Raw genomic sequence first — 21,355 nt, 5'->3', positions numbered from 1 at the left:
ACTGATATCGATCACGGCTCACGACCCGGCGTTGACGTTGGCAAAGACGACGGCGGCGATCGCCAGGACCAGGGAACCGGCAAGCAGTGCGCTGAGGTAGGTCTGCACGTTGCCGGTCTGGGCGCGGCGGACGGCGGTGCCGAGCCAGCGTGCGCCGGTGCCGGAGCCGCGCACGTACGTGTCGACGACCTCGCGGTCCAGGAAGCGGACGAGGCTCGCCGCGGCCTGGACGGGGCGGACGAACAGGGTCGTGTACAGGGCGTCGAGGTGGAAGCCCGCGGCGGCGTGGCGGTGGAGCGGGCCGAGGAGCAGGCGGCCGGGGTCGGCCGGGTCGGGGGCGTCCCCGTAGGCGCCGTAGGCGGCGGTGTGCGCCGACATGGCCTGGGCTTCGACAAGGGCGGGTTCGGCGTCGGGGTGAGCGACGACCGTGCCGACGGCGGTGCGGGCGGCGAGCGCCGAGGTGTGGCGCCAGGCTCCGTAGGTGACGAGGCCGCCGACGAGGCCGACGCCCGTGGAGAGGACGGCGGTGGTCAGGGACGGGGTGAGGCTGTGGCCGTCGAACCAGTCGGTGATCACGCCGACGGTCAGCCCGAAGGCAATGGTGGGAATGGCGAGGACCCAGAGGACGGCGGTCATCGCGACGGGCTGCCTGCCGTGGTCGGGGGCCTCGGCCCCACGGCCCCGGAAGGCGAGGAGCCAGAGGCGGGTGGCGTACGCGGCGGTGAGGACGGCGGCGAGCAGTCCGGCGACGAGGACGGTCCAGCCGGCCGCGGCCGGGGCGACGTGCCGTTCCCCGAGTGCGGTGTGCTCGGCGGCGACGAGGACGGCTTCCTTGGAGAAGAAGCCGGCGAACGGCGGGATGGCGGCGAGCGCGAGGAGGGCGACGGTCATCGTCCAGTAGGCGTCAGGGATGCGCTTCGTCAGGCCGCCCATGCGGGACATGGCGGCCAGTGAGTTGGTCCCGGCGGCGTGGATGACGACGCCCGCTGCGAGGAAGAGGACGGCCTTGAACGCTCCGTGGGAGAGGAGGTGGAAGACGGCGGCACCGCGGTCGCCGACGGCCAGGGCGCCGGACATGTAGCCGAGCTGGCCGATCGTCGAGTAGGCGAGGACGCGTTTGATGTCGTCCTGGGCGAGGGCCGCGATTCCCGAGCCGATCATCGTGACGGCGGCCATCACGGCGAGGACGACGAGGGCCGCGCCGGACTGGGCGAAGACGGGGAGGAGCCGCGCCACGAAGTAGATACCGGCGGCGACCATCGTCGCGGCGTGGATCAGCGCGGAGACGGGGGTGGGGCCGGCCATCGCGTCGGGCAGCCAGGTGTGCAGGGGGAACTGTGCGGACTTGCCCGCGACACCCGCGAGGAGCAGCAGGGCGATGAGGGTGGGGTGGTCCAGTCCGCCGTTGGCGACGGCGCCCAGGATGCGGGTGATGCGGAACGAGCCGGTGTCGGCGGCGAGTGCGAACAGACCGATCAGGAAGGGGACGTCGCCGAGCTTGGTGACCAGGAAGGCCTTGAGCGAGGCGGCGCGGGCTTCGGGCGTCTCCCAGTAGTGGCCGACGAGGAAGTACGAGCAGATGCCCATGATCTCCCAGCCGACCAGGAGCACCATCAGGTCGCCGGAGTAGACGACGAGCAGCATCGCGGAGGTGAAGAGGGAGACGAGGGCCGCGTACGAGGGGTAGCGGGGGTCGTCGCGCAGATACGCGGTCGAGTAGATCTGCACACAGGCCGCGACGAGCCCGACCAGGACGGCGACGAGGACCGCGAAGCCGTCGAGGTGCAGGGCGAGGTCGACCGGGACCGAGCCGGTGGGGGTGAGCCGGGTCGCCGCGTCGATGGCAGGGCCGCCGCCCTGGCGCGAGGCGACGACGACGGCGAGCGCGAAGGCGGTGAGGGTGGGCAGTACGGCCAGGGGGCGTACGTAACCGGGGGCAAAGAAAAGCGCGCGAAGCCCCGTCTCGGGGCGGTGGCGGGAGACGGGTGGGCCGAGAAGGAGACCGGCCACGGCGCCCAGGAACGGAAGGAGGGGCACGAGGACGGCGAGGGTCGTGGTGGTCACGTGGTGGCCTCTGCCTTCTTTGCCTTCCCTGCCGGAGCAGTGGCCTGGTCTTCGGTGTCGTCGGCCTCGTCGCCGGGGAGGGTTTCGGCGGAGTCGGTCTCTGCGGTGTCGCGGAGGCGGTCGACGTCGGAGCTGCCGCGGTTGCGGTGGACGGCGAGGACGATGGCGAGGCCGATGCCGAGCTCTGCCGCCGCGATGGCGATGGTGAAGAGGGTGAGGGCCTGGCCGGAGTGCAGGGCGTCGCGGAGCCAGACGTCGAAGGCGACCAGGTTGAGGTTGACGGCGTTGAGCATCAGCTCGACGGACATCAGGACCAGGATCGCGTTGCGGCGGGCGAGCACTCCGTACAGCCCGGTACAGAAGAGGAGGACGGCGAGCACGGCGGGATAGGCGAGGTGCATCAGCTCTGCTCCTTACCGCGCTTGCGGGACAGGACGATCGCGCCGACGAGCGCGGCGAGCAGCAGGACGGAGAGCGCCTCGAACGGCAGCACCCAGTGCCGGAAGAGGAAGGCGCCGGTCACCTCGGTGGAGCCCTGGGCCGGTCCGTCCAGGTTGATCCAGGTGGCGCGGAAGGCGTCGACGACGACCCAGACGAGCGTGCCGGCGGCGGCGACCGCCACACCGAGGGCCGCCCAGCGGTTGCCCGAGTCTGCGTCCGGGGAGCGGCCGATGGGGGCCTTGGTGAGCATCAGCCCGAAGAGAAGGAGAACGACCACGGAACCGATGTAGATCAGTACCTGCACCCAGGCGATGAACTCCGCGGTGAGCAGGAGGTACTCGACGGCGAGACCACCGAGCGCCACGACCAGCCAGAGGGCGGCATGCACCAGCTGCTTGGTCGTGACGGTGAGGAGGGCCGCGCCGAGGGTGGCGATGCCGACGAGGACGAAGGCGATCTCGATGCCGGTCGGGGAGAGGAAGCCGGAGTGGGCGGAGTCGGCAGCGTGGACGAATTGCGCTGCGGCGGCTGCGAGTGTCACTCCTCCCCCTCTTCCTTCCGGTCCTGCTGGGTCGCTCGGGCCTGCTGGGCTTCCTGCGCCTCCTTGGCGCGCTGGGCTTCGAGTTTCTCCGCCGTCTTGCGGGCGGCGGCGATCTCCTTCGGCTCCTCGGCACCGGGGTCGAGCGCGGGCGGTTCCGGTACCGTCCACATCCATTCGCGGAGCTTGTCGCGCTCATGGGTGAGTTCGAGGATGTCCGTCTCCGCGTACTCGAACTCCGGCGACCAGAACAGTGCGTCGAAGGGGCAGACCTCGATACAGATACCGCAGTACATGCAGAGCGAGAAGTCGATCGCGAAGCGGTCGAGGACGTTGCGGCTGCGCTCGCGTCCGCCCGGTGCGGCGGCGGGCACCGTCTCCTTGTGGGAGTCGATGTAGATGCACCAGTCCGGGCACTCACGGGCGCAGAGCATGCAGACCGTGCAGTTCTCCTCGAACAGTGCGATGACGCCGCGGGAGCGGGGCGGGAGCTCGGGCTGGACATCCGGGTACTGAGCGGTGACCGTCTTCCTCGTCATCGTCCGCAGGGTGACGGCCAGGCCCTTGGCCAGACCGGAGCCGGGAATGCCGGGTCGGGAGGGCTGGGGGGTACCACGCCGGGAGGGCGGGAGCGGCGCAGCCATCAGTTGATCGCCACCTTCACGATGCCGGTGAGCGCGATCTGCGCGAGAGCGAGCGGGATGAGCGTGGTCCAGGCGAGCTTCTGCAGCTGGTCCTCGCGGAGCCGGGGATAGCTCACGCGCAGCCAGATGACGACGAAGGCGAGGACCGCGATCTTGAGGAGCGTCCAGACCCAGCCGAGTCCGTGGGCGCCGAACGGGCCGTGCCAGCCGCCGAGGAAGAGGACGGTGGTCAGTCCGCACAGCACGACGATGCCCGCGTACTCGGCGAGCAGGAACAGCGCGAAGCGGAGGCCGGTGTACTCGGTGTACGCGCCGAAGATGATCTCCGAGTCGGCGACCGGCATGTCGAACGGCGGGCGCTGCAGTTCGGCGAGTCCGGCCACGAAGAAGACCAGGGCACCGACGATCTGCCAGGGCAGCCACCACCACTCGAAGGCGTCGAGGATGCCCGGGAGGGAGACGGTGCCGGCCGCCATCGCGACGGAGGCGGCGGCGAGCAGCATCGGCAGTTCGTACGCGAGCAGCTGGGCGGCGGTACGGAGGCCTCCGAGGAGGGAGAACTTGTTGGCCGAGGCCCAGCCCGCCATCAGCGAGCCGAGCACGCCGACGCCCATCACGGCGAGCACGAAGAAGATGCCCGCGTCGACGACCTGGCCGACCGCGCCCTCGCCGGGGCCGATCGGGATGGCGACGAGCACGAGGAGGTACGGGAGCAGCGCGACGGCCGGTGCGAGCTGGAAGATACGGCGGTCGGCCTCGGCCGGGACGATGTCTTCCTTCTGCGCGAACTTCACGCCGTCGGCGACGAGCTGGGCCCAGCCGTGGAAGCCACCCGCGTACATGGGTCCGAGGCGGCCCTGCATGTGGGCCATCACCTTGTGCTCGGTCTGTCCCACGACGAGGGGGAGGACCATGAACACGGCGAAGACGATGACGAGCCGGAGGGCGACGTCGAGTACGTCGTTCACGCGCTATCGCCTCCGGCGGGGCGGTCGGGGGTTTCGGTTTCGGGCTGCTCGGGTTCGGCGGGGTGCGTGGGCGGGGTCCCGGGCTGGTTCGGGGTGTCCGGGCTGTCCTCCGTCGTGCCCTGCGACTGCGACGTACCCGGGTCCGAGGGCGGTTCGGGAGTGGTGTCGAAGGCCGGACGGGCGTGGTGCCAGGGCGCGTCGGCGCTTCCTGGGGTCGGCTCCGCCGACCCGGACCCGGCGCCCGTTTCCGTTGCCGGCTTCGTTGCCTCGCGCTGCTGGCTCGCCGAACCCTGGGAAGCGCTGCGGGTGCGGCGCGGGGGTACGGGGGAAGTGGTCTCGGCTCCGGCCGCCGGTGCGGCCGGCTCCTGCCGCTGGCCGGCCGAGCCCTCGCTCACGCTGCGGGCGCGGCGTACCGGGCGGTCGCCCGCCGCGCGTGCGGCGCGGGCCGGGCGGGACGGGGCGGGCGGAAGCTGGCCCTTCAGGGGGCCCCATTCGTTCGGGTCGGGGACGCCGGGCGGCAGCATCGTGCGCCGCTTCGGGCCGCCGTGCTCCGACTCGCCCGGCTCCTTCGCACCCGGCCAGGCCTTCGCGACGCGTGCCGCCAGCACGAAGTCCTTGCGCAACGGATGCCCCTCGAAGCCCTCGGGCAGCAGCAGCGGCACCAGATGCGGGTGGCCCTCGAAGCCGATGCCGAACATCTCGTGTGTCTCGCGCTCGTGCCAGGCGGCGCCCGCGTAGACGTCGATGGCGGTGGGAAGGACGGCCGCCTCGTGCGGAACGGTCGTACGGATCAGGAGACGGCGGACCCTGCCCTCGGCCAGGGCCACGACGTGGGCGCAGACCCGGAAGCCGGTGCCCGGTTCGTCGACCGCGCTCAGCCAGTCGAAATAGGTGCAGCCGAGCCGGTCGCGGGCCGTTTCGAGGGCGGCGGTCCAGGAGGCGGCCGGTACGTCGACGGTCAGCAGGTCGTACGCGTACGCGGCCGTGGCCTCCTCGCCGAAGAACTCGGCGGCGGCATCCGGCAGGCGGTCGTAGCCGTCGGCGGCGTCAGGGGTGCTGGTCATCGCGGTCCTCCCCCGGTGCCGGCGGGGCGGCGACCAGGCCGCTGCGCAGTGCGGTCGTGGAGGGACGGCTGCCGCCGCCCGTCGCGTACCGCTCGCCCAGCGACTCGCGGGCGATCTTCTCCTGAAGCTTGAGGATGCCCTGGAGGAGCGCCTCGGGACGGGGCGGGCAGCCGGGTACGTAGACATCGACCGGAATGATCTGGTCGACGCCCTTCGTCACGGAGTACGAGTCCCAGTAGGGGCCCCCGCAGTTGGAGCAGGCGCCGAAGGAGATGACGTACTTGGGCTCGGGCATCTGCTCGTACAGCCGCTTCACGGCCGGGGCCATCTTGTCCGTCACCGTGCCGGAGACGATCATGAGGTCGGCCTGGCGCGGGCCCGGGGCGAACGGGATCACGCCGAGCCGGATGAAGTCGTGCCGGGCCATGGAGGCGGCGATGAATTCGATGGCGCAGCAGGCGAGCCCGAAGTTGAAGACCCAGAGGCTGTAGCGGCGGCCCCAGTTCAGGACCACCTTCATCGGCTCGGGGGCCAGGCGCGACAGGACGCCGAGCCGCTTGGGCTCCGGCAGGAATGTCGGAACGGCCTGCGGTTCGGAGCCCGTCTCGGGGTCCGGTCCCGGCTGCGTCGCGGGCCGGCGCTCGGGGGGCGGCGTGCTCGTCACGTCCATTCGAGGACGCCCTTCTTCCATGCGTAGAGCAGTCCTACGGCCAGGAAACCGAGGAAGATGAACATCTCCACCAGGGTCGTCGCCCCGTATCCGGGTGCGGCGAATACGGTCGCCCACGGAAACAGGAAGATCGAGTCGACGGCGAAGATCACGTACAGGAAGGCATAGACGTAATAACGGACCTGGGTATGTGCCCATCCTTCACCCACCGGGTCCACACCGCACTCGTACGTCAGGAGCTTCTCCGGTGTGGGAACCACGGGCCGCAGCAGCCGGCCCGCCCCGAAGGCGACGGCGACGAACAGCACGCCGATCACAGCGAGCAGTCCGACCACGGAATAGCTGTGGAAGTAGTCCGACGCGAGAACGGTCGATTCCGGCAGGTCCGCCACGTCCGCCCCTCGCTCCCTCAAACCCGTTCGACGATCTGTACGCAGGGAGTCTAGGCCCTGACAAAGAGCCCTGTTAAAGAGAGGGTAAGCAGCCGCCTCGGGCTACGGGTGGGGTTATCCCTACTTCACCCCACCCACGAGCCCCATGGCGCGCGCAGACCCCGCCCGGCAGGCTGGGGCGTATGACCATGAGCCCCCTGGTGCCCGACAACGACCGTCCACCGCCCGCCCGCTTCGCCCTCGATCGGTGGACATGGAAGGAGATCGGCTACCTCCTGGCCAACCTTCCCATGGCCGCGGCCGGGTTCGTTTACACAATTTTCATGATCGGCATCGGTGTGGGGCTCGCGGTCACGGTCATCGGTCTGCCGCTGCTCGCCGCCGGACTGCAGGGAGCGAGGCTGATCGGCCGGGCCGAGCGGAGCCGGGCGCGGGCGATGCTCGGGGTGTGGATCGACGAGCCGAGCCCGATGGTTCTGTCCCGCCGCGAGCAGGGCTTCTTTCCCTGGCTGTGGTCGAGCCTGAAGGATCCGGTGGGCTGGCGGGCGGTGCTCTACTCCTTCATCCGGCTGCCCTGGGGCGTACTCACCTTCACCGTGACGCTCGTGAGCCTCTTCGTGCTGTGGCCCGTGCTCCCCTACATCGCGCGGCTCCTCGCCAATGCCGACCGTGCGATGGCGCGCGGGCTGCTCTCCCCCTCCGACGAGTTGGAGCGCAGGATCGCCGAGCTGGAGTCGGACCGCGGGGTGGTCGTCGACACGGCCGCCGCCGACCTGCGCCGCATCGAGCGCGACCTGCACGACGGCGCACAGGCCCGACTCGTCGCCCTCGCCATGGATCTGGGCCTGGCAAAGGAGAAGCTGACGGACGACCCCGAGGCCGCGGCCCGCATGGTCGACGAGGCCCACGGCGAGGTCAAGGTCGCCCTCCAGGAACTCCGCGACCTCGCCCGCGGCATCCACCCCGCCGTCCTCACCGACCGCGGACTCGACGCCGCGCTCTCCGCCATCGCCTCCCGCTGCACCGTCCCCGTGACGGTGGGGGTGGATCTGCCGGCGCGTCCGGCGGAGGCGATCGAGGGGATCGCGTACTTCACGGTCTCGGAGCTGTTGCAGAACGTGAGCAAGCACAGCGGGGCACGTTCGGCGTCCGTGGAGGTGTGGCGGTCGGCGGACCGGATGCTGCTCCAGGTCACCGACGACGGGCGGGGCGGGGCCCGGATGGACGGCGGTACGGGCATGGCCGGGCTGGCCGAACGGCTGGGCGCCGTCGACGGGCTGTTCGTCCTCGACTCGCCGGTCGGCGGCCCGACGACCGTCACCGCGGAACTGCCCTGGCGGGACCGGGACCGGGACAAGGGCCGGGTCGGGTAGGCCGGGAAGCCAAGCACTCCCAGGTCCCCTCCCGGGGTAGGGAAAACCCCCGGTCGAAGAGGGATACCGGCCTCATGGTGCACGGGCCCACGACCCAGCACCCTTGATGTACCAGTCGAAGCCCGTAACCCGAACCCCGTACCCCGAGCCCATGACCCCGAGCCCCCGGACCCGCGCGAATCCGCCGGAGAATCCGGGCCTCCGCCGGAGAAACCGGCTCCCCGAGACGAAACGGACAGCACCCATGGCCACGGCATACGGACCGGACACTCGGGACCACCAGCGGTCCGGAGCCGGCTTCGGGGACCTTCCCCCGGCGAAGCACTTCTTCCCCGCCGCGCTCCGCGCGCCCTTCGAGGGCAGGACCTGGCGCGAATTCGGCTATCTGCTGCTGAGCCTGCCGATCAGCGCGGTCCTGTTCGGCCTCTCGATCACCCTGACGTCCCTGGGCGTCGGCATGCTGATCACCTTCCTCGGCGTCCCGATCCTGGCCGGCGCGCTCGCCATGTGCCGCGGTTTCGGCGCGCTGGAGCGGGCCCGGGCGCGCGGGCTGCTGGGGCTGAACGTGGCCGCGCCGGCGCCGGTGCGCGGCAGGACCGGCGGCCTGATGTCCTGGGTGGGCGCGGTCCTGAAGAGCGGGGTGTCCTGGCGGCATCTGCTCTACACGCTGCTGCACTTCCCGTGGGCGGTCTTCGCCTTCACCGTGTCGCTGACGCTCTGGACCTTCGGATGGGGGACGCTCACCTACCCGCTGTGGCACTGGGTCTTCCCCTCGTACGTGGGGATCGACGGCATCCAGCTGTACGGCGACAACACCCATCAGATCTACCTCGATTCCCCCTTCGAGCTGGCCGCGACCAGCGTGTGCGGCCTGATCGTCGTCCTCATCACCCCGTGGATCATCCGCGGTCTGGCAGGCGTGGACCGGGTGATGGTGGCCGGGCTGCTCGGCCCGTCCCGGCTGGCGACGCGCGTCTCGGAGCTGGAGTCGGACCGCGGGGTGGTCGTCGACACGGCCGCCGCCGACCTGCGCCGCATCGAGCGCGACCTGCACGACGGCGCACAGGCCCGACTCGTCGCCCTCGCCATGGATCTGGGCCTGGCAAAGGAGAAGCTGACGGACGACCCCGAGGCCGCGGCCCGCATGGTCGACGAGGCCCACGGCGAGGTCAAGGTCGCCCTCCAGGAACTCCGCGACCTCGCCCGCGGCATCCACCCCGCCGTCCTCACCGACCGCGGACTCGACGCCGCACTCTCCGCCATCGCCTCCCGCTGCACCGTCCCCGTGACGGTCGAGGTGGACCTGGCGTCCCGGCCCGCCCAGGCCATCGAGGGGATCGCGTACTTCACGGTCTCGGAGCTGTTGCAGAACGTGAGCAAGCATGCACGGGCGACCCGTGCGTCGGTCGATGTGTGGCGGTCGGCGGACCGGCTGATGCTCCAGGTCACCGACAACGGCCGTGGCGGCGCCGAGGTGTCGTCGGGCAGCGGGCTGGCCGGGCTGACCGAGCGGCTGGACGCGGTGGACGGCGTCCTCGTCGTGGATTCCCCGCAGGGCGGTCCGACGCGGATCACGGCCGAGCTGCCCTGGCGCGGCTGAGCGCACCCGTCCGGTGCCGTGACCGGGACCCCAGGTCCACGGCCCCTTCCAGTCTCCTCGTCCCCGGCCGTCGTACCGGCTCGATTTCGAGCCGGTACGACGGCCGGGGACACGGCGCTGCCGATACTGGGATGCTGGAGGCCATACGGGCGGGACCAGCAAACAGTGGGGATACAGGCGTCATGGTGGAGGACAGGGTGCGGGTAGTCATCGCCGAGGATTCGGTACTGCTTCGGGAGGGGCTCACCCGGCTGCTGACCGATCTCGGGCATGACGTCGTCGCCGGGGTCGGGGACGCCGAGGCGCTGATCAAGACGGTGCGCGAGCTCGCGGAACAGGACGCGCTGCCCGATGTGGTGGTCGCCGACGTACGGATGCCGCCCACCCACACCGACGAGGGCGTGCGGGCGGCCGTGCGGCTGCGCAAGGACCACCCGGGGATCGGGGTCCTGGTTCTTTCGCAGTACGTCGAGGAGCAGTACGCCACCGAGCTGCTGGCCGGATCCAGCCGAGGTGTGGGGTATCTGCTGAAGGACCGGGTCGCCGAGGTCCGGGAATTCGTCGACGCCGTGGTCCGGGTGGCGCAGGGCGGCACGGCGCTGGATCCGGAAGTGGTGGCTCAGCTGCTGGGCCGGAGCCGTAAGCAGGACGTCCTGGCCGGGCTGACGCCGCGCGAGCGCGAGGTGCTCAGCCTGATGGCGGAGGGGCGGACGAATTCCGCGGTGGCCAAACAGCTGGTGGTGAGCGACGGCGCCGTGGAGAAGCACGTCAGCAATATCTTCCTGAAGCTGGGCCTGTCCCCCAGTGACGGGGATCACCGCAGGGTACTGGCGGTACTCACCTACCTGAACTCCTGATTCACTGACACTCTGTCAGATACCTGGTGAGAGCCGGTGCGGGCCGGCGGGGGCGCCGCGGACTCCGATCGGCCGTCTCGGCGGCCGATCCGAGTCCTAGAACCAAAGAATGAGTGCACAGCGTCTTCATCGAACGGCTGGGGGGCTTGCCAAACATGACAAACCGGTATCAAATCGCGTCTCAAAACGACGTCCACCATATGATCGGTCCAGGGAAGGCGACCCTTACCGACGTAGGGTGGGCCTTGGGACCGTCGGCGGGCCGACCGGTCCCGAGCCGCCGCCCCGAGGGAGGTCCAGTTCAGTGACCAGCCAGGTCAGTAGCGCAGCCGAACAGGCCGATGAGGCCAGCGAGGCGCTCGTCGGGGGACAGCGTGCCCCCCGTTCCGATCATGCGGGTGCCGGTGAGAAGGAGATCCGCCGTCTCGACCGGGTGATCATCCGTTTCGCGGGTGACTCCGGTGACGGTATGCAGCTCACGGGTGACCGGTTCACTTCGGAGACCGCGTCGTTCGGGAACGATCTGTCGACGCTGCCGAACTTCCCCGCCGAGATCCGGGCCCCTGCAGGCACCCTGCCAGGGGTTTCGTCGTTCCAGCTGCATTTCGCCGATCATGACATCCTCACCCCGGGCGACGCGCCGAACGTTCTGGTCGCGATGAACCCGGCCGCGTTGAAGGCGAACATCGGCGATGTGCCGCGCGGCGGTGAAATCATCGTGAACACCGATGAGTTCACCAAGCGTCCGATGGCGAAGGTCGGCTACGCGACCAGTCCGCTGGAGGACGGCTCGCTGGAGGCGTACAACGTCCATCCGGTGCCGTTGACGACGCTGACCATCGAGGCGCTGAAGGAGTTCGGGCTTTCCCGCAAGGAGGCCGAGCGGTCCAAGAACATGTTCGCGCTCGGGCTTTTGTCCTGGATGTATCACCGGCCGACGGAGCGGACCGAGGCGTTCCTTCGGGCGAAGTTCGCGAAGAAACCGCAGATCGCAGAGGCGAACGTAGCGGCGTTCAGGGCGGGGTGGAACTTCGGGGAGACGACGGAGGACTTCGCCGTCAGTTACGAGGTGGCACCCGCCTCGCAGGCCTTCCCTGCGGGTACGTACCGCAACATCTCGGGGAATCTGGCGCTGTCGTACGGGCTGATCGCTGCGTCGCGGCAGGCGGATCTGCCGTTGTATCTGGGTTCGTATCCGATCACTCCGGCGTCCGACATTCTGCACGAGCTCAGCAGGCACAAGAATTTCGGTGTCCGTACGTTCCAGGCCGAGGACGAGATCGCGGGTATCGGGGCGGCGCTGGGTGCCGCGTTCGGCGGGTCGCTCGCGGTGACGACGACGTCCGGGCCCGGGGTGGCGCTGAAGTCGGAGACGATCGGGCTGGCGGTCTCGCTGGAACTGCCGCTGATCGTCATCGACATCCAGCGTGGCGGCCCGTCCACGGGTCTGCCCACCAAGACCGAGCAGGCCGATCTCCTCCAGGCGATGTACGGGCGCAACGGTGAGGCGCCGGTCCCGATCGTGGCGCCCAGGACCCCGGCGGACTGCTTCGATGCCGCGCTCGACGCCGCCCGGATCGCCCTGACGTACCGGACCCCGGTCTTCCTCCTCTCGGACGGGTATCTCGCCAACGGTTCCGAGCCGTGGAAGATCCCCGACGTCGATGAGCTCCCGGATCTGCGTGTCCGGTTCGCGACCGGTCCGAACCATGAACTGGCCGACGGCACCGAGGTGTTCTGGCCCTACAAGCGTGACCCGCAGACCCTGGCCCGCCCGTGGGCCCTGCCGGGCACTCCCGGTCTCGAACACCGTATCGGCGGCATCGAGAAGCAGGACGGCAGCGGCAACATCTCCTACGACCCCGCCAACCACGACTTCATGGTCCGCACCCGCCAGGCCAAGACCGACGGCGTCGAGGTCCCCGACATCCATGTCGACGACCCCGACCAGGCACGCACCCTCGTCCTGGGCTGGGGCTCGACCTACGGTCCCATCACCGCCGCCGTCCGCCGGCTCCGCGCCACCGGGCAGCCCATCGCGCAGGCCCATCTGCGCCACCTCAACCCCTTCCCGGGGAATCTCGGCGAGGTGCTGAAGCACTACGACAAGGTGATCGTGCCCGAGATGAACCTCGGCCAGCTCGCCACCCTCATCCGGGCCAAATACCTCGTCGACGCACACAGTTACAACCAGGTCAACGGTATGCCGTTCAAGGCCGAACAGCTCGCGACGGCACTGAAGGAGGCCATCGATGCCTGACGCCAACCCCCTCCTCCACCTGGTGCCCAAGGCCGAAGCCGAACAGACCATGAAGGACTTCAAGTCCGACCAGGAAGTCCGCTGGTGCCCCGGCTGCGGCGACTACGCCGTCCTCGCCGCCGTCCAGGGCTTCATGCCCGAACTCGGCCTGGCCAAAGAGAACATCGTCTTCGTCTCCGGCATCGGCTGCTCCTCCCGCTTCCCGTACTACATGAACACCTACGGGATGCACTCCATCCACGGCCGCGCCCCCGCCATCGCCACCGGACTCGCAACCTCCCGCCGCGACCTGTCCGTCTGGGTCGTCACCGGCGACGGCGACGCCCTGTCCATCGGCGGCAACCACCTCATCCACGCCCTGCGCCGCAACGTCAACCTCAAGATCCTCCTCTTCAACAACCGGATCTACGGACTCACCAAGGGCCAGTACTCCCCCACCTCCGAAGTCGGCAAGATCACCAAATCGACGCCGATGGGGTCGCTCGACGCCCCGTTCAACCCGGTGTCCCTGGCCCTCGGCGCGGAGGCGTCCTTCGTCGCCCGCACCATCGACTCCGACCGCAAACACCTCACCAGCGTGCTGCGCGCCGCGGCCGACCACCCCGGCACGGCGCTGGTGGAGATCTACCAGAACTGCAACATCTTCAACGACGGCGCCTTCGAAGTCCTCAAGGACAAGGACCAGGCACAGAACGCCGTGATCCGGCTGGAACACGGGCAGCCGATCCTCTTCGGCACGGACAACGCCAAGGGCGTCGTACGCGACCCCGCCACCGGCGACCTGTCGGTCGTCACGGTCACCGAGGACAACAAGTCCCGGATCCTCGTCCACGACGCCCACGCCGCCAGCCCCACCACGGCCTTCGCCCTGTCCCGCCTCGCCGACCCCGACACCCTCCACCAGACCCCCATCGGAGTCCTGCGCAACGTCGACCGGCCCGTCTACGACACGCAAATGGCCGAACAGCTCGACACCGCCGTCGAGCAGAACGGCAAGGGCGACCTGGCCGCGCTCCTCGCGGGCAACGACAACTGGACCGTCGTCGGCTGACGGTTCCCGCCGTCGCCACCTGCCGTCGCCGGACGGGCTGAATTTCGGCCCGTCCGGCGATTGCGTCCAGGGGTGCGCCCGACCACCGCGCACCATGTGGCCATGACCCTGGACCGCCCCGCCTACCGCATCAAGCGGCGTCTGCTCGGCAGAGCTCTCACCACCGAGCGCATCAGCGAGGAGAAGCTGGACAACCGGACGGCGCTCGGGGTGCTCGCCTCCGACTGCCTCAGTTCGACCGCGTACGGCTCCGAGGAGATGCTCCGGGTCCTCGTACCCGTCGTCGGTGCCGCCGCCTTCACGCTGCTCATGCCGGTGACCGGCGCGATCCTGCTCGTACTGCTGCTCCTGACGCTCTGCTACAGCGATGTCGTGATGATCTACACCCGGGCCGGCGGGTCGTACGTCGTCGCCCGGGAGAACTTCGGGCCGAACATCGCGCAGATCGCCGCCGTGGCACTGCTCGTCGACTACATCGTCACCGTGGCCGTGCAGGTGTCGGCCGGTACGAACGCCCTGATCTCGCTCGCCCATCTGCTCGGCGGCAACTTCACCGGCCTGGACCATCTCCAGATCCCGGTCTCCGTCGCCGTCATCGTGCTGCTCGCGTACGGGAATCTGCGCGGGGTCCGCGAGGCGGGCCGGGCCTTCGCGCTGCCCGCCTACCTCTTCATGGCCGCCGTCGGCCTCGTCCTCCTCGTCGCCGCGCTGCGCGGGATCTTCGGCGAGCTGCCGCACGCCGATCTGCACGCCCCCGGGGTCGTGCCGCTCGGTACCCCGGGCAGCGGCTGGCTCTACGGCGCCTCCCTCTTCATCGTGCTGCGCTCGTTCGCCAACGGCGGCTCGTCCCTCACCGGGCTCGAAGCGATCTCCAACGGCATCTCCGCGTTCCGTGAACCCCAGGGCCGCAACGCCCGCCGCACCCTCATCGCCATGAGCGCGGTGCTCGGCACCCTCGTACTGGGCGTCTCCACGCTGGCGCACTTCACCCACGCGGTGCCGTACACCGACGGCACCCCGACCGTGATCGCGCAGGAGGCCCACCTCGCATTCGGCAGCGGGCCGGTCGGCACGGCCGGGCTGGTCTTCGTGCAACTGGCGACCGCACTGATCCTCTACACCGGCGCCAACACCCCGTTCACCGGCTTCCCGTACCTCGCCAGTTTCGTCGCCGCAGACCGGTTCCTGCCGCGCTTGCTGACCCGGCGCGGGCACCGGCTGGCGTTCTCCAACGGCATCATCTCGCTGACCGTCGTCTCGCTGGCGCTGCTGCTGGCGACCGGCGCCAGCGTGGACAGGCTGGTGGCGCTGTACGCGATCGGCGTGTTCACCGCGTTCACCATGGCCGGGGCCGGCCTCACCGCGTACCACGTGCGGCGCCGGGAGCCGCGCCGCCGGCTGAAGATCGCGATCAACGGGCTCACTGCGTTCATCTCGGCCGGCGTCGTGCTGATCTTCGCCGTCACCAAGTTCACCGAGGGCGCCTGGCTGGTCGTGGTGATCTTCCCGCTCGGCGTCTGGGCACTGACACGGATCAACCGCGAATACCGGCGCGAGGCGGCCGCACTGCAGAGCATCCACGCTCCGGGCGCCGACCGTGCCCGGTCCCGCCGCCATCTGGTCTTCGTGCTCGTCGAGACGCTCGACCTCGCGACGCTGAAGGCCCTGCGGTACGCCCATGAGCTGCGTCCGGACCAGATCCGGGCGGTGCACTTCGCGATCGACGAGGCGTACGGCAGACGGCTGGCCGCACGGTGGGAGACGACGGCCGCCACGTCCGTGTCCCTGGAGTTGGTGGCGTGCCCGGACCGGCGGCTGCGCAACGCGATGCGGAAGCTCGCGGTCCGCACCACGGAGGACGGGAACACCTGGCTGACGGTGCTGGTGCCCCGGCGCACGTACCGCAATGTGCTCGGGAAGCTGCTGCACCGGGGTACGGGTGAGCAGATGGCGAAGACGCTGGCGCCGCTGCCGCACGTGGCGGTGACGATCCTGCCGTTCGACGTCTCGCGGGCGCTGCGGACGCTGGAGGAGGGGGGAGCACCTCAGCCGGACTGACCGCTGCCTTCCTGCTGCTTCCGGGTGGTCCGGGCCCCCGGGGAGCATCCGAACGGAAATCAGCGGTAGCCGCTGAACCGGATCACGGTCCGGTTGGTGCCGCGAGGGTGTTGCCGCCGTTCTCGAACTCGCGACGGGACGGGCTTTGCGCTGTGGCGGGATGGCCGGGGTGCCCGGCCAACGAGGCGGCCCTGCGCGCATGGGCGTCATGGGCCGCCGCACGGCACGACACCTACGAGCTGGGCGCCGCGCGCGCCGAGGTCCTGGCGACGGTCGAGCACCTCCTCGACGCCGCCGCGCAGAAGCCGCTGCGGATCGGGAAGGCGTACCTGCTGGACGAGCACCGTCCTCCCCGCCGTCTTGATCGGCGGCCTCGGCAGCGACCTCGACGAGCGGCGCGCCGACCTGGCCGCGACCGTCCGCCTCCTGGCCCGCGCCGCGGACCGGGAGCCGGTCGAACCGTCCGAAGCGCTCGCCGGGCAGCTCGAGTTCCTGCTGACCGGGACGGGCTCGGCCCCCGCCAGCCAGATGACCGCGATCATCTGCGGCGACGTGGCCGAGCGGCGCGGCGTCGGCAGCTACTGGCGCGCGGTCCAGGCCTCCCGCGAGCGGTTCCCCCTCGCCGGGCCGCTGGCCAACAACATCACCCCCTGCGAGTTCTGGGACCGGCCCGCCGTGGCGCCGACCGTGCTCGACAACGACGTCCCGGCCCTGCTCGTCAACGCCACCGGCGACCCCCGCACCCTCTACGCCGGCGCCCAGGCCGTGCGCGAGCAGTGGCCGAGCTCCCGGCTGCTCACCATGGACGGCGCCCGCCAGCACGGCCTGTACGGCGAGTACGGCAACGCCTGCGTCGACGAGCACGTCAACGCCTACCTGCGCACGGGGCGGCTCCCCGCGCACGACCTGACCTGCGAGGCGTAGCCCTGGCAGCGGTACCCGGCGTCGCGGGCGGTGCCGGCGTCGCCGGGGCCGTACATCACGCTCCGCGATGAGCCGGGGTCCCGCCGGTCATGCTGCTGGATCGAACGCCATGGGCGTTGGCTGTCCTGACCTGCGATCGGGCGCTCTCCAGACAGACGCCGTAGCTGCCGTGACCAGTGGTCCGGCTTCGGCCGGTCACGACCCGCGGCGATCGCGCGCTGGACCGGGCCGCTGCGTATCACCCTGTCCGGCTTCGGCGGGCAGGGTGATACCGAGGGCCGGCTACGCGTCGCACGCCTTCCGCGTGTCGTACGTCTCGCGCGCCGCGTGCACGGCGTCGAGGCGGCGCTCCGTCCAGCGGGCCAGTGCCCATACCTGCTCGGCGGCCTCCCGGCCCAGCCCGGTGAGCGAGTAGTCGACCCGGGGCGGGATCACCGGCTTCGCGTCCCGGTGCACGAAACCGTCCCGCTCCAGGGTCTGGAGGGTCTGGGCCAGCATCTTCTCGCTGACCCCGCCGACCTCGCGGCGCAGTTCGCTGAAGCGGTACGAGCGCTCCAGCAGCGCGGCGAGGACCAGGACGCCCCAGCGGCTGGTGACGTGTTCGAGCACCAGCCGGGAGGGGCACATCTGCCGGTTCACGTCGGGCTTCCGGCTCGGACCCGGGTCACTCACGCTCATGCCAGTACCTTACTCCAGTGGGTACTTTCGTTTGGTTAGTGCACCCCGTACGGTGAGCTCAAGAGACCGAACAAGGACCAGCGCCACCGAAAGAGGAGAAACCCATGAGCATCGTCGTCACCGGAGCCACCGGAGAGCTCGGCCGTCTCGTCATCGACCAGCTGCTCACCACCGTGCCCGCGACCGAGATCGCCGCCGTGGTCCGCGACGAGGAGAAGGCCGCCCCGCTCGCCGCCCGCGGCGTCGAGCTCCGCGTCGCCGACTACGACCGTCCGGAGTCCCTCAAGGGCGCCTTCCGGGCCGGTGACCGCGTCCTGCTCATCTCCGGCAGCGAGGTCGGCAGGCGCGTCCCGCAGCACACCGCCGTCATCGACGCGGCCAAGGCGGCGGGCATCGCACAGCTCGCGTACACGGGCGTGCTGGGCGGTCCCGACGCGGACTTCACGCTCGCCGACGAGCACAAGGTCACCGAACAGCTGATCCTCGACGCCGGGCTGCCGCACACCTTCCTGCGCAACGGCTGGTACACCGAGAACTACACCGCCAACCTCGCCCCCGTCCTGGAGCACGGCGCCGTCGTCGCCAACGCGGGCGACGGACGGGTCGCCTCCGCCACCCGCGCCGACTACGCCGCCGCGGCGGCGGCCGTACTGACCGGCGAGGGCCACATCGGCGCGGTCTACGAGCTGAGCGGCGATGTCGCCTGGTCGTTCGCCGAGTACGCGGCCGAGGTCGCCGGGGCCACCGGCAAGGAGATCGTCCACAAGAACGTCCCGGCCGCCGTCCACCAGGAGATCCTGGTCGGCGCCGGTCTGCCCGAGGGTTTCGCGGCGATCCTCGTCGATGTGGACGCCGCGATCGAGCGCGGGCTGCTCGCCGGTACGAGCGGGGACCTGGCCCGGCTGATCGGCCGGCCGACGACGCCGCTCGCCGAGACGGTTGCCGCGGCGGTGGCCACGGCGTAACTCCGCCCACCCCTCCTCACACACCCCAGGGGCCCCTTGTCATGACCGTATGCCGATACGGCTATGACATGGGGCCCTTCCGGCGCTACCGTCGTGCAGTCGACGGATCGATCGACGCCCAGCAGCTGACACAGACATGCCAGGAGGGCCCGTGAAGGGGACGACCGACCAACGGGCCGGACTGCTGTCCGGTATCGGCGCATACGGCCTGTGGGGCATCGTCCCCCTGTTCTGGCCGCTGCTGAAGCCCGCCGGCGCGATCGAGATCCTCGCTCACCGCATGGTCTGGTCCCTCGGGGTCGTCGGCATCGCGCTGCTGGCACTGCGCCGCTGGTCCTGGATCGGCGAGCTGATACGGCAGCCGAGGAAGCTCGGTCTGATATCGGTCGCGGCGGCCGTGATCACGGTCAACTGGGGTCTGTACATCTGGTCCGTGAACAACGGGCACGTCGTCGAGGCCTCGCTCGGCTACTTCATCAATCCGCTGGTCACCATCGCGATGGGCGTCCTGCTCCTCGGCGAACGGCTGCGCCCCACGCAGTGGGTGGCGGTCGGCACCGGCGTCGCGGCGGTGCTGGTGCTTGCGATCGGTTACGGACGGCCGCCGTGGATCTCGTTGGCGCTGGCGTTCTCCTTCGCGACGTACGGCCTGGTGAAGAAGAAGGTCAACATGGGCGGCCTGGAGTCGCTCACCGCCGAGACCACCGTGCTGTTCGTGCCCGCGCTCGGCTATCTGCTGTGGCTGGGCGCGCAGGGCGACTCGACGTTCACCTCCGAGGGCCTCGGCCATGCGGCGCTGCTGGCCGCGACGGGTGTCGTAACGGCCACGCCGCTCGTCCTGTTCGGAGCGGCCGCGATTCGCGTACCCCTCTCCACGCTGGGCCTGCTGCAGTATCTGGCACCGGTCTTCCAGTTCATCCTCGGCATCCTGTACTTCCATGAGGCGATGCCGCCGGAGCGGTGGGCCGGATTCGCCCTGGTGTGGCTGGCGCTCACCCTCCTGACCTGGGACGCGTTCCGGACGGCACGGCGGACGAGGGCGCAGGCGCAGGCCGTTGCCGCGCAACTGGCGGGACAGCCGGTACAGCAGACGCCACCGACCGGGGATTCCGCATCGCCCCCCTCGGCCGCTACCCCGACCCGGTGACCGGACCTCCAATTCAGTTACCCGGTTTGCTTTTTTAACTCGGTTACGTTTTTCTGGGCTTCCACGGACCTACGACCGAGGACCCCGCATGCCCATACCCACCGCCCAGGTACTGATCGTCGGCTCGGGCCCCACCGGCCTGACCCTGGCCTGCGATCTGGCCCGGCGTTCCGTCGCCGTACGGATCATCGACAAGTCCCCCGAGTTTCCGCGCAGCTCGCGGGCCAAGGGCCCCAATCCCCGTTCCCTGGAGGACCTCGGGATCGTTGACAGGGTTCTGGCGGCGGGCTCGGCGCCGCTGCCCATGCGGAAGTACCGCAATGGGCTGCCGATCACCGACACCGACCCGTTCGAGGCGTCGCACCCGACGCCGGACGCCCCGTACGACCGGGGGTGGCTGATCGCCCAGTGGCGGCTGGAGGAGATCCTGCGGGACCGCCTGGCGGAGTACGGCGTACACGTGGAACTCGACGCGGAGGCAACCGGGTTGGCGGCAGGACCCGACTCGGTGACCGTCACGCTCGCCGACGGCCGGAGCCTCGCGGCGCCGTACGTGGTGGGGTGCGACGGCGGTCACAGCCCGGTACGCAAGCTGCTCGGCATCCCGTTCGAGGGGAAGACGACCGAGGAGCAGATGATGGTCTGCGGGGACGTGGAGGCGGACGGCCTCGACCGCGGCTACTGGCACCAGTGGTTCGACGAGGACGGTGCCGTGATGCTGTGCCCGATCCCGGGTACGGGGTCGGGCTGGTGGTTCCAGGCCGGGCCGGAGCGGGACCGGGCGGGAGCCCCCGTACCGCCCTCGCTGGAGAGTTTCCGCCGGCTCTTCGCCCGGCACACCGGACTGCCGGGCACCCAACTGACGCGGGCCGACCTGCTGTCCACGTACCGGGTCAACGAGCGCATGGCCGACCGCTACCGGGTGGGCCGCGTCCTGCTGGCCGGGGACGCCGCGCATGTGCACTCCGTCGCGGGCGGACTGGGCATGAACACCGGGATCCAGGACGCGTTCAACCTGGGCTGGAAGCTCGCCCGAGTCGTCAGCGGCCAGTCGGATCCGGGCCTGTTGGACACGTACGAGGAGGAGCGGCTGCCCGTGGCCTCCTGGACGCTGGACATCACCTCCGAGCGGCTGCGCGCCACCCTCGAAGCGATCAAACAGCCGGGCGGCGGCCTGGACGCGGCGGGCACCGCCGAGACCACGGGCCTGACCCGTGGCTACCGCTGGAGTTCGCTCTCCCCCACGGGCTCCACCTCCCGTCTGCGAGTGGGCGACCGCGCCCCGGACGCCCCCTGCCGCGACGCCGTGACGGGCGCACCGACCCGCCTCTTCGAAGCGTTCGCCGGACCGCACTTCACCCTGCTGGGCTTCGGCCCGGGCACTGCGGACGCGCTACGGGCGACGGAAGCGTCGTACGGCGACGCGGTGCGGGCGTACGGGGTGGGCGCGGGCGGCCCCGCCGATCTGGCCGACGAGGCGGGCCACGCCCGTACGGCATACGGCATCGAGCCGGGCAGCGACACCCTCGTCCTGGTCCGCCCGGACAACCACGTGGCACTGATCTCACCGGCGGCGGACAGCCGGGCCGTCAGTACCTACATGGACCACCTGAGCGGTACGGCATTCAGGCGGCTCTGAGCGCGTCGCGCCGGGCAATCCC

Annotated in this window: 20 protein-coding genes; 10 read left to right on the top strand and 10 right to left on the bottom strand. The window is 70.4% G+C overall.

Going from position 1 to position 21,355, the window contains the following annotated elements; translation table 11 throughout:
- Window positions 1-18: 18 nt before the first annotated feature.
- Genes ACZ7L9_RS10725 through ACZ7L9_RS10690 form a run of 8 tightly spaced genes read right to left on the bottom strand, consistent with a single transcriptional unit; the run spans window position 19 to window position 6,781 of the window.
- Entirely contained in the window at window positions 19-2,064 is a 2,046-nt protein-coding gene (locus ACZ7L9_RS10725) for an NADH-quinone oxidoreductase subunit 5 family protein (protein ID WP_471414276.1), read from the bottom strand.
- On the bottom strand, window positions 2,061-2,465 hold the full coding sequence (gene nuoK / locus ACZ7L9_RS10720) for an NADH-quinone oxidoreductase subunit NuoK (protein ID WP_471414275.1): 405 nt from the start codon (window positions 2,463-2,465) through the stop codon (window positions 2,061-2,063). Before nuoK ends, ACZ7L9_RS10725 begins: the two co-directional genes overlap by 4 nt.
- Window positions 2,465-3,046, bottom strand: a complete 582-nt coding sequence (locus tag ACZ7L9_RS10715; RefSeq protein WP_471414274.1) for an NADH-quinone oxidoreductase subunit J family protein — start codon at window positions 3,044-3,046, stop codon at window positions 2,465-2,467. The genes nuoK and ACZ7L9_RS10715 overlap by 1 nt, the downstream gene beginning before the upstream one ends.
- Window positions 3,043-3,687 (bottom strand): NuoI/complex I 23 kDa subunit family protein, encoded by a 645-nt coding sequence (locus ACZ7L9_RS10710; protein WP_471414272.1) that lies wholly within the window; start codon window positions 3,685-3,687, stop codon window positions 3,043-3,045. The genes ACZ7L9_RS10715 and ACZ7L9_RS10710 overlap by 4 nt, the downstream gene beginning before the upstream one ends.
- Complete coding sequence (locus ACZ7L9_RS10705) at window positions 3,687-4,655, bottom strand: complex I subunit 1/NuoH family protein (protein ID WP_471414270.1); 969 nt, start codon at window positions 4,653-4,655, stop codon at window positions 3,687-3,689. The genes ACZ7L9_RS10710 and ACZ7L9_RS10705 overlap by 1 nt, the downstream gene beginning before the upstream one ends.
- Window positions 4,652-5,719 carry an NADH-quinone oxidoreductase subunit C gene (locus ACZ7L9_RS10700; protein WP_471414268.1) on the bottom strand — a complete coding sequence of 356 codons (1,068 nt, stop codon included), beginning with the start codon at window positions 5,717-5,719 and terminating at the stop codon, window positions 4,652-4,654. Before ACZ7L9_RS10700 ends, ACZ7L9_RS10705 begins: the two co-directional genes overlap by 4 nt.
- Window positions 5,703-6,389 (bottom strand): NADH-quinone oxidoreductase subunit B, encoded by a 687-nt coding sequence (locus ACZ7L9_RS10695; protein ID WP_471414266.1) that lies wholly within the window; start codon window positions 6,387-6,389, stop codon window positions 5,703-5,705. The genes ACZ7L9_RS10700 and ACZ7L9_RS10695 overlap by 17 nt, the downstream gene beginning before the upstream one ends.
- A complete protein-coding gene (locus tag ACZ7L9_RS10690) occupies window positions 6,380-6,781 on the bottom strand; it encodes an NADH-quinone oxidoreductase subunit A (RefSeq protein ID WP_037689408.1) in 402 nt (133 codons plus the stop codon). Before ACZ7L9_RS10690 ends, ACZ7L9_RS10695 begins: the two co-directional genes overlap by 10 nt.
- A 182-nt stretch (window positions 6,782-6,963) precedes the next feature.
- Here ACZ7L9_RS10690 and ACZ7L9_RS10685 point away from each other — a divergent pair, with 182 nt between their 5' ends.
- The 6 genes from ACZ7L9_RS10685 to ACZ7L9_RS10660 all read left to right on the top strand — a co-directional run bounded on the left by ACZ7L9_RS10685 (window position 6,964) and on the right by ACZ7L9_RS10660 (window position 15,980).
- Window positions 6,964-8,154 carry a sensor histidine kinase gene (locus ACZ7L9_RS10685; protein ID WP_471414265.1) on the top strand — a complete coding sequence of 397 codons (1,191 nt, stop codon included), beginning with the start codon at window positions 6,964-6,966 and terminating at the stop codon, window positions 8,152-8,154.
- Between the two features lie 244 nt (window positions 8,155-8,398).
- Complete coding sequence (locus tag ACZ7L9_RS10680; RefSeq protein WP_471414264.1) at window positions 8,399-9,754, top strand: sensor histidine kinase; 1,356 nt, start codon at window positions 8,399-8,401, stop codon at window positions 9,752-9,754.
- Between the two features lie 182 nt (window positions 9,755-9,936).
- Window positions 9,937-10,611, top strand: coding sequence for a response regulator transcription factor (locus ACZ7L9_RS10675; RefSeq protein ID WP_471414263.1), 675 nt, complete (start codon window positions 9,937-9,939; stop codon window positions 10,609-10,611).
- A gap of 304 nt (window positions 10,612-10,915) precedes the next feature.
- Window positions 10,916-12,871, top strand: coding sequence for a 2-oxoacid:acceptor oxidoreductase subunit alpha (locus ACZ7L9_RS10670; RefSeq protein WP_471414261.1), 1,956 nt, complete (start codon window positions 10,916-10,918; stop codon window positions 12,869-12,871).
- Window positions 12,864-13,922 carry a 2-oxoacid:ferredoxin oxidoreductase subunit beta gene (locus ACZ7L9_RS10665; RefSeq protein WP_471414259.1) on the top strand — a complete coding sequence of 353 codons (1,059 nt, stop codon included), beginning with the start codon at window positions 12,864-12,866 and terminating at the stop codon, window positions 13,920-13,922. Before ACZ7L9_RS10670 ends, ACZ7L9_RS10665 begins: the two co-directional genes overlap by 8 nt.
- Window positions 13,923-14,024: 102 nt before the next feature.
- Window positions 14,025-15,980 (top strand): APC family permease, encoded by a 1,956-nt coding sequence (locus ACZ7L9_RS10660; protein ID WP_471414258.1) that lies wholly within the window; start codon window positions 14,025-14,027, stop codon window positions 15,978-15,980.
- 206 nt (window positions 15,981-16,186) lie between these two features.
- Here the strand turns inward: ACZ7L9_RS10660 and ACZ7L9_RS10655 are convergent, their stop codons facing one another.
- On the bottom strand, window positions 16,187-16,324 hold the full coding sequence (locus tag ACZ7L9_RS10655) for a hypothetical protein (protein ID WP_471414256.1): 138 nt from the start codon (window positions 16,322-16,324) through the stop codon (window positions 16,187-16,189).
- Between the two features lie 16 nt (window positions 16,325-16,340).
- Here ACZ7L9_RS10655 and ACZ7L9_RS10650 point away from each other — a divergent pair, with 16 nt between their 5' ends.
- Window positions 16,341-16,904, top strand: a complete 564-nt coding sequence (locus ACZ7L9_RS10650) for an alpha/beta hydrolase (RefSeq protein ID WP_471414254.1) — start codon at window positions 16,341-16,343, stop codon at window positions 16,902-16,904.
- A 282-nt stretch (window positions 16,905-17,186) separates the two neighbouring features.
- Here ACZ7L9_RS10650 and ACZ7L9_RS10645 read toward each other — a convergent pair whose 3' ends face one another.
- The gene (locus tag ACZ7L9_RS10645) at window positions 17,187-17,582 is read right to left on the bottom strand and encodes a winged helix-turn-helix transcriptional regulator (RefSeq protein ID WP_471414253.1); all 396 of its coding nucleotides are present in this window, start codon (window positions 17,580-17,582) and stop codon (window positions 17,187-17,189) included.
- A 104-nt stretch (window positions 17,583-17,686) separates the two neighbouring features.
- Between ACZ7L9_RS10645 and ACZ7L9_RS10640 the strand changes: the two genes are divergently transcribed.
- The 3 genes from ACZ7L9_RS10640 (at window position 17,687) to ACZ7L9_RS10630 (ending at window position 21,333) form a co-directional block, all read left to right on the top strand.
- The gene (locus tag ACZ7L9_RS10640; protein WP_471414251.1) at window positions 17,687-18,547 is read left to right on the top strand and encodes an SDR family oxidoreductase; all 861 of its coding nucleotides are present in this window, start codon (window positions 17,687-17,689) and stop codon (window positions 18,545-18,547) included.
- A gap of 151 nt (window positions 18,548-18,698) precedes the next feature.
- Window positions 18,699-19,694 (top strand): EamA family transporter RarD, encoded by a 996-nt coding sequence (gene rarD, locus ACZ7L9_RS10635; RefSeq protein WP_471414250.1) that lies wholly within the window; start codon window positions 18,699-18,701, stop codon window positions 19,692-19,694.
- An 88-nt stretch (window positions 19,695-19,782) separates the two neighbouring features.
- Entirely contained in the window at window positions 19,783-21,333 is a 1,551-nt protein-coding gene (locus ACZ7L9_RS10630; protein ID WP_471414248.1) for an FAD-dependent monooxygenase, read from the top strand.
- Window positions 21,334-21,355: the final 22 nt, after the last annotated feature.

The sequence above is a fragment of the Streptomyces sp. NPDC111516 genome (assembly GCF_055635345.1).
This window is presented reverse-complemented; position numbering and strand designations above follow the sequence as displayed.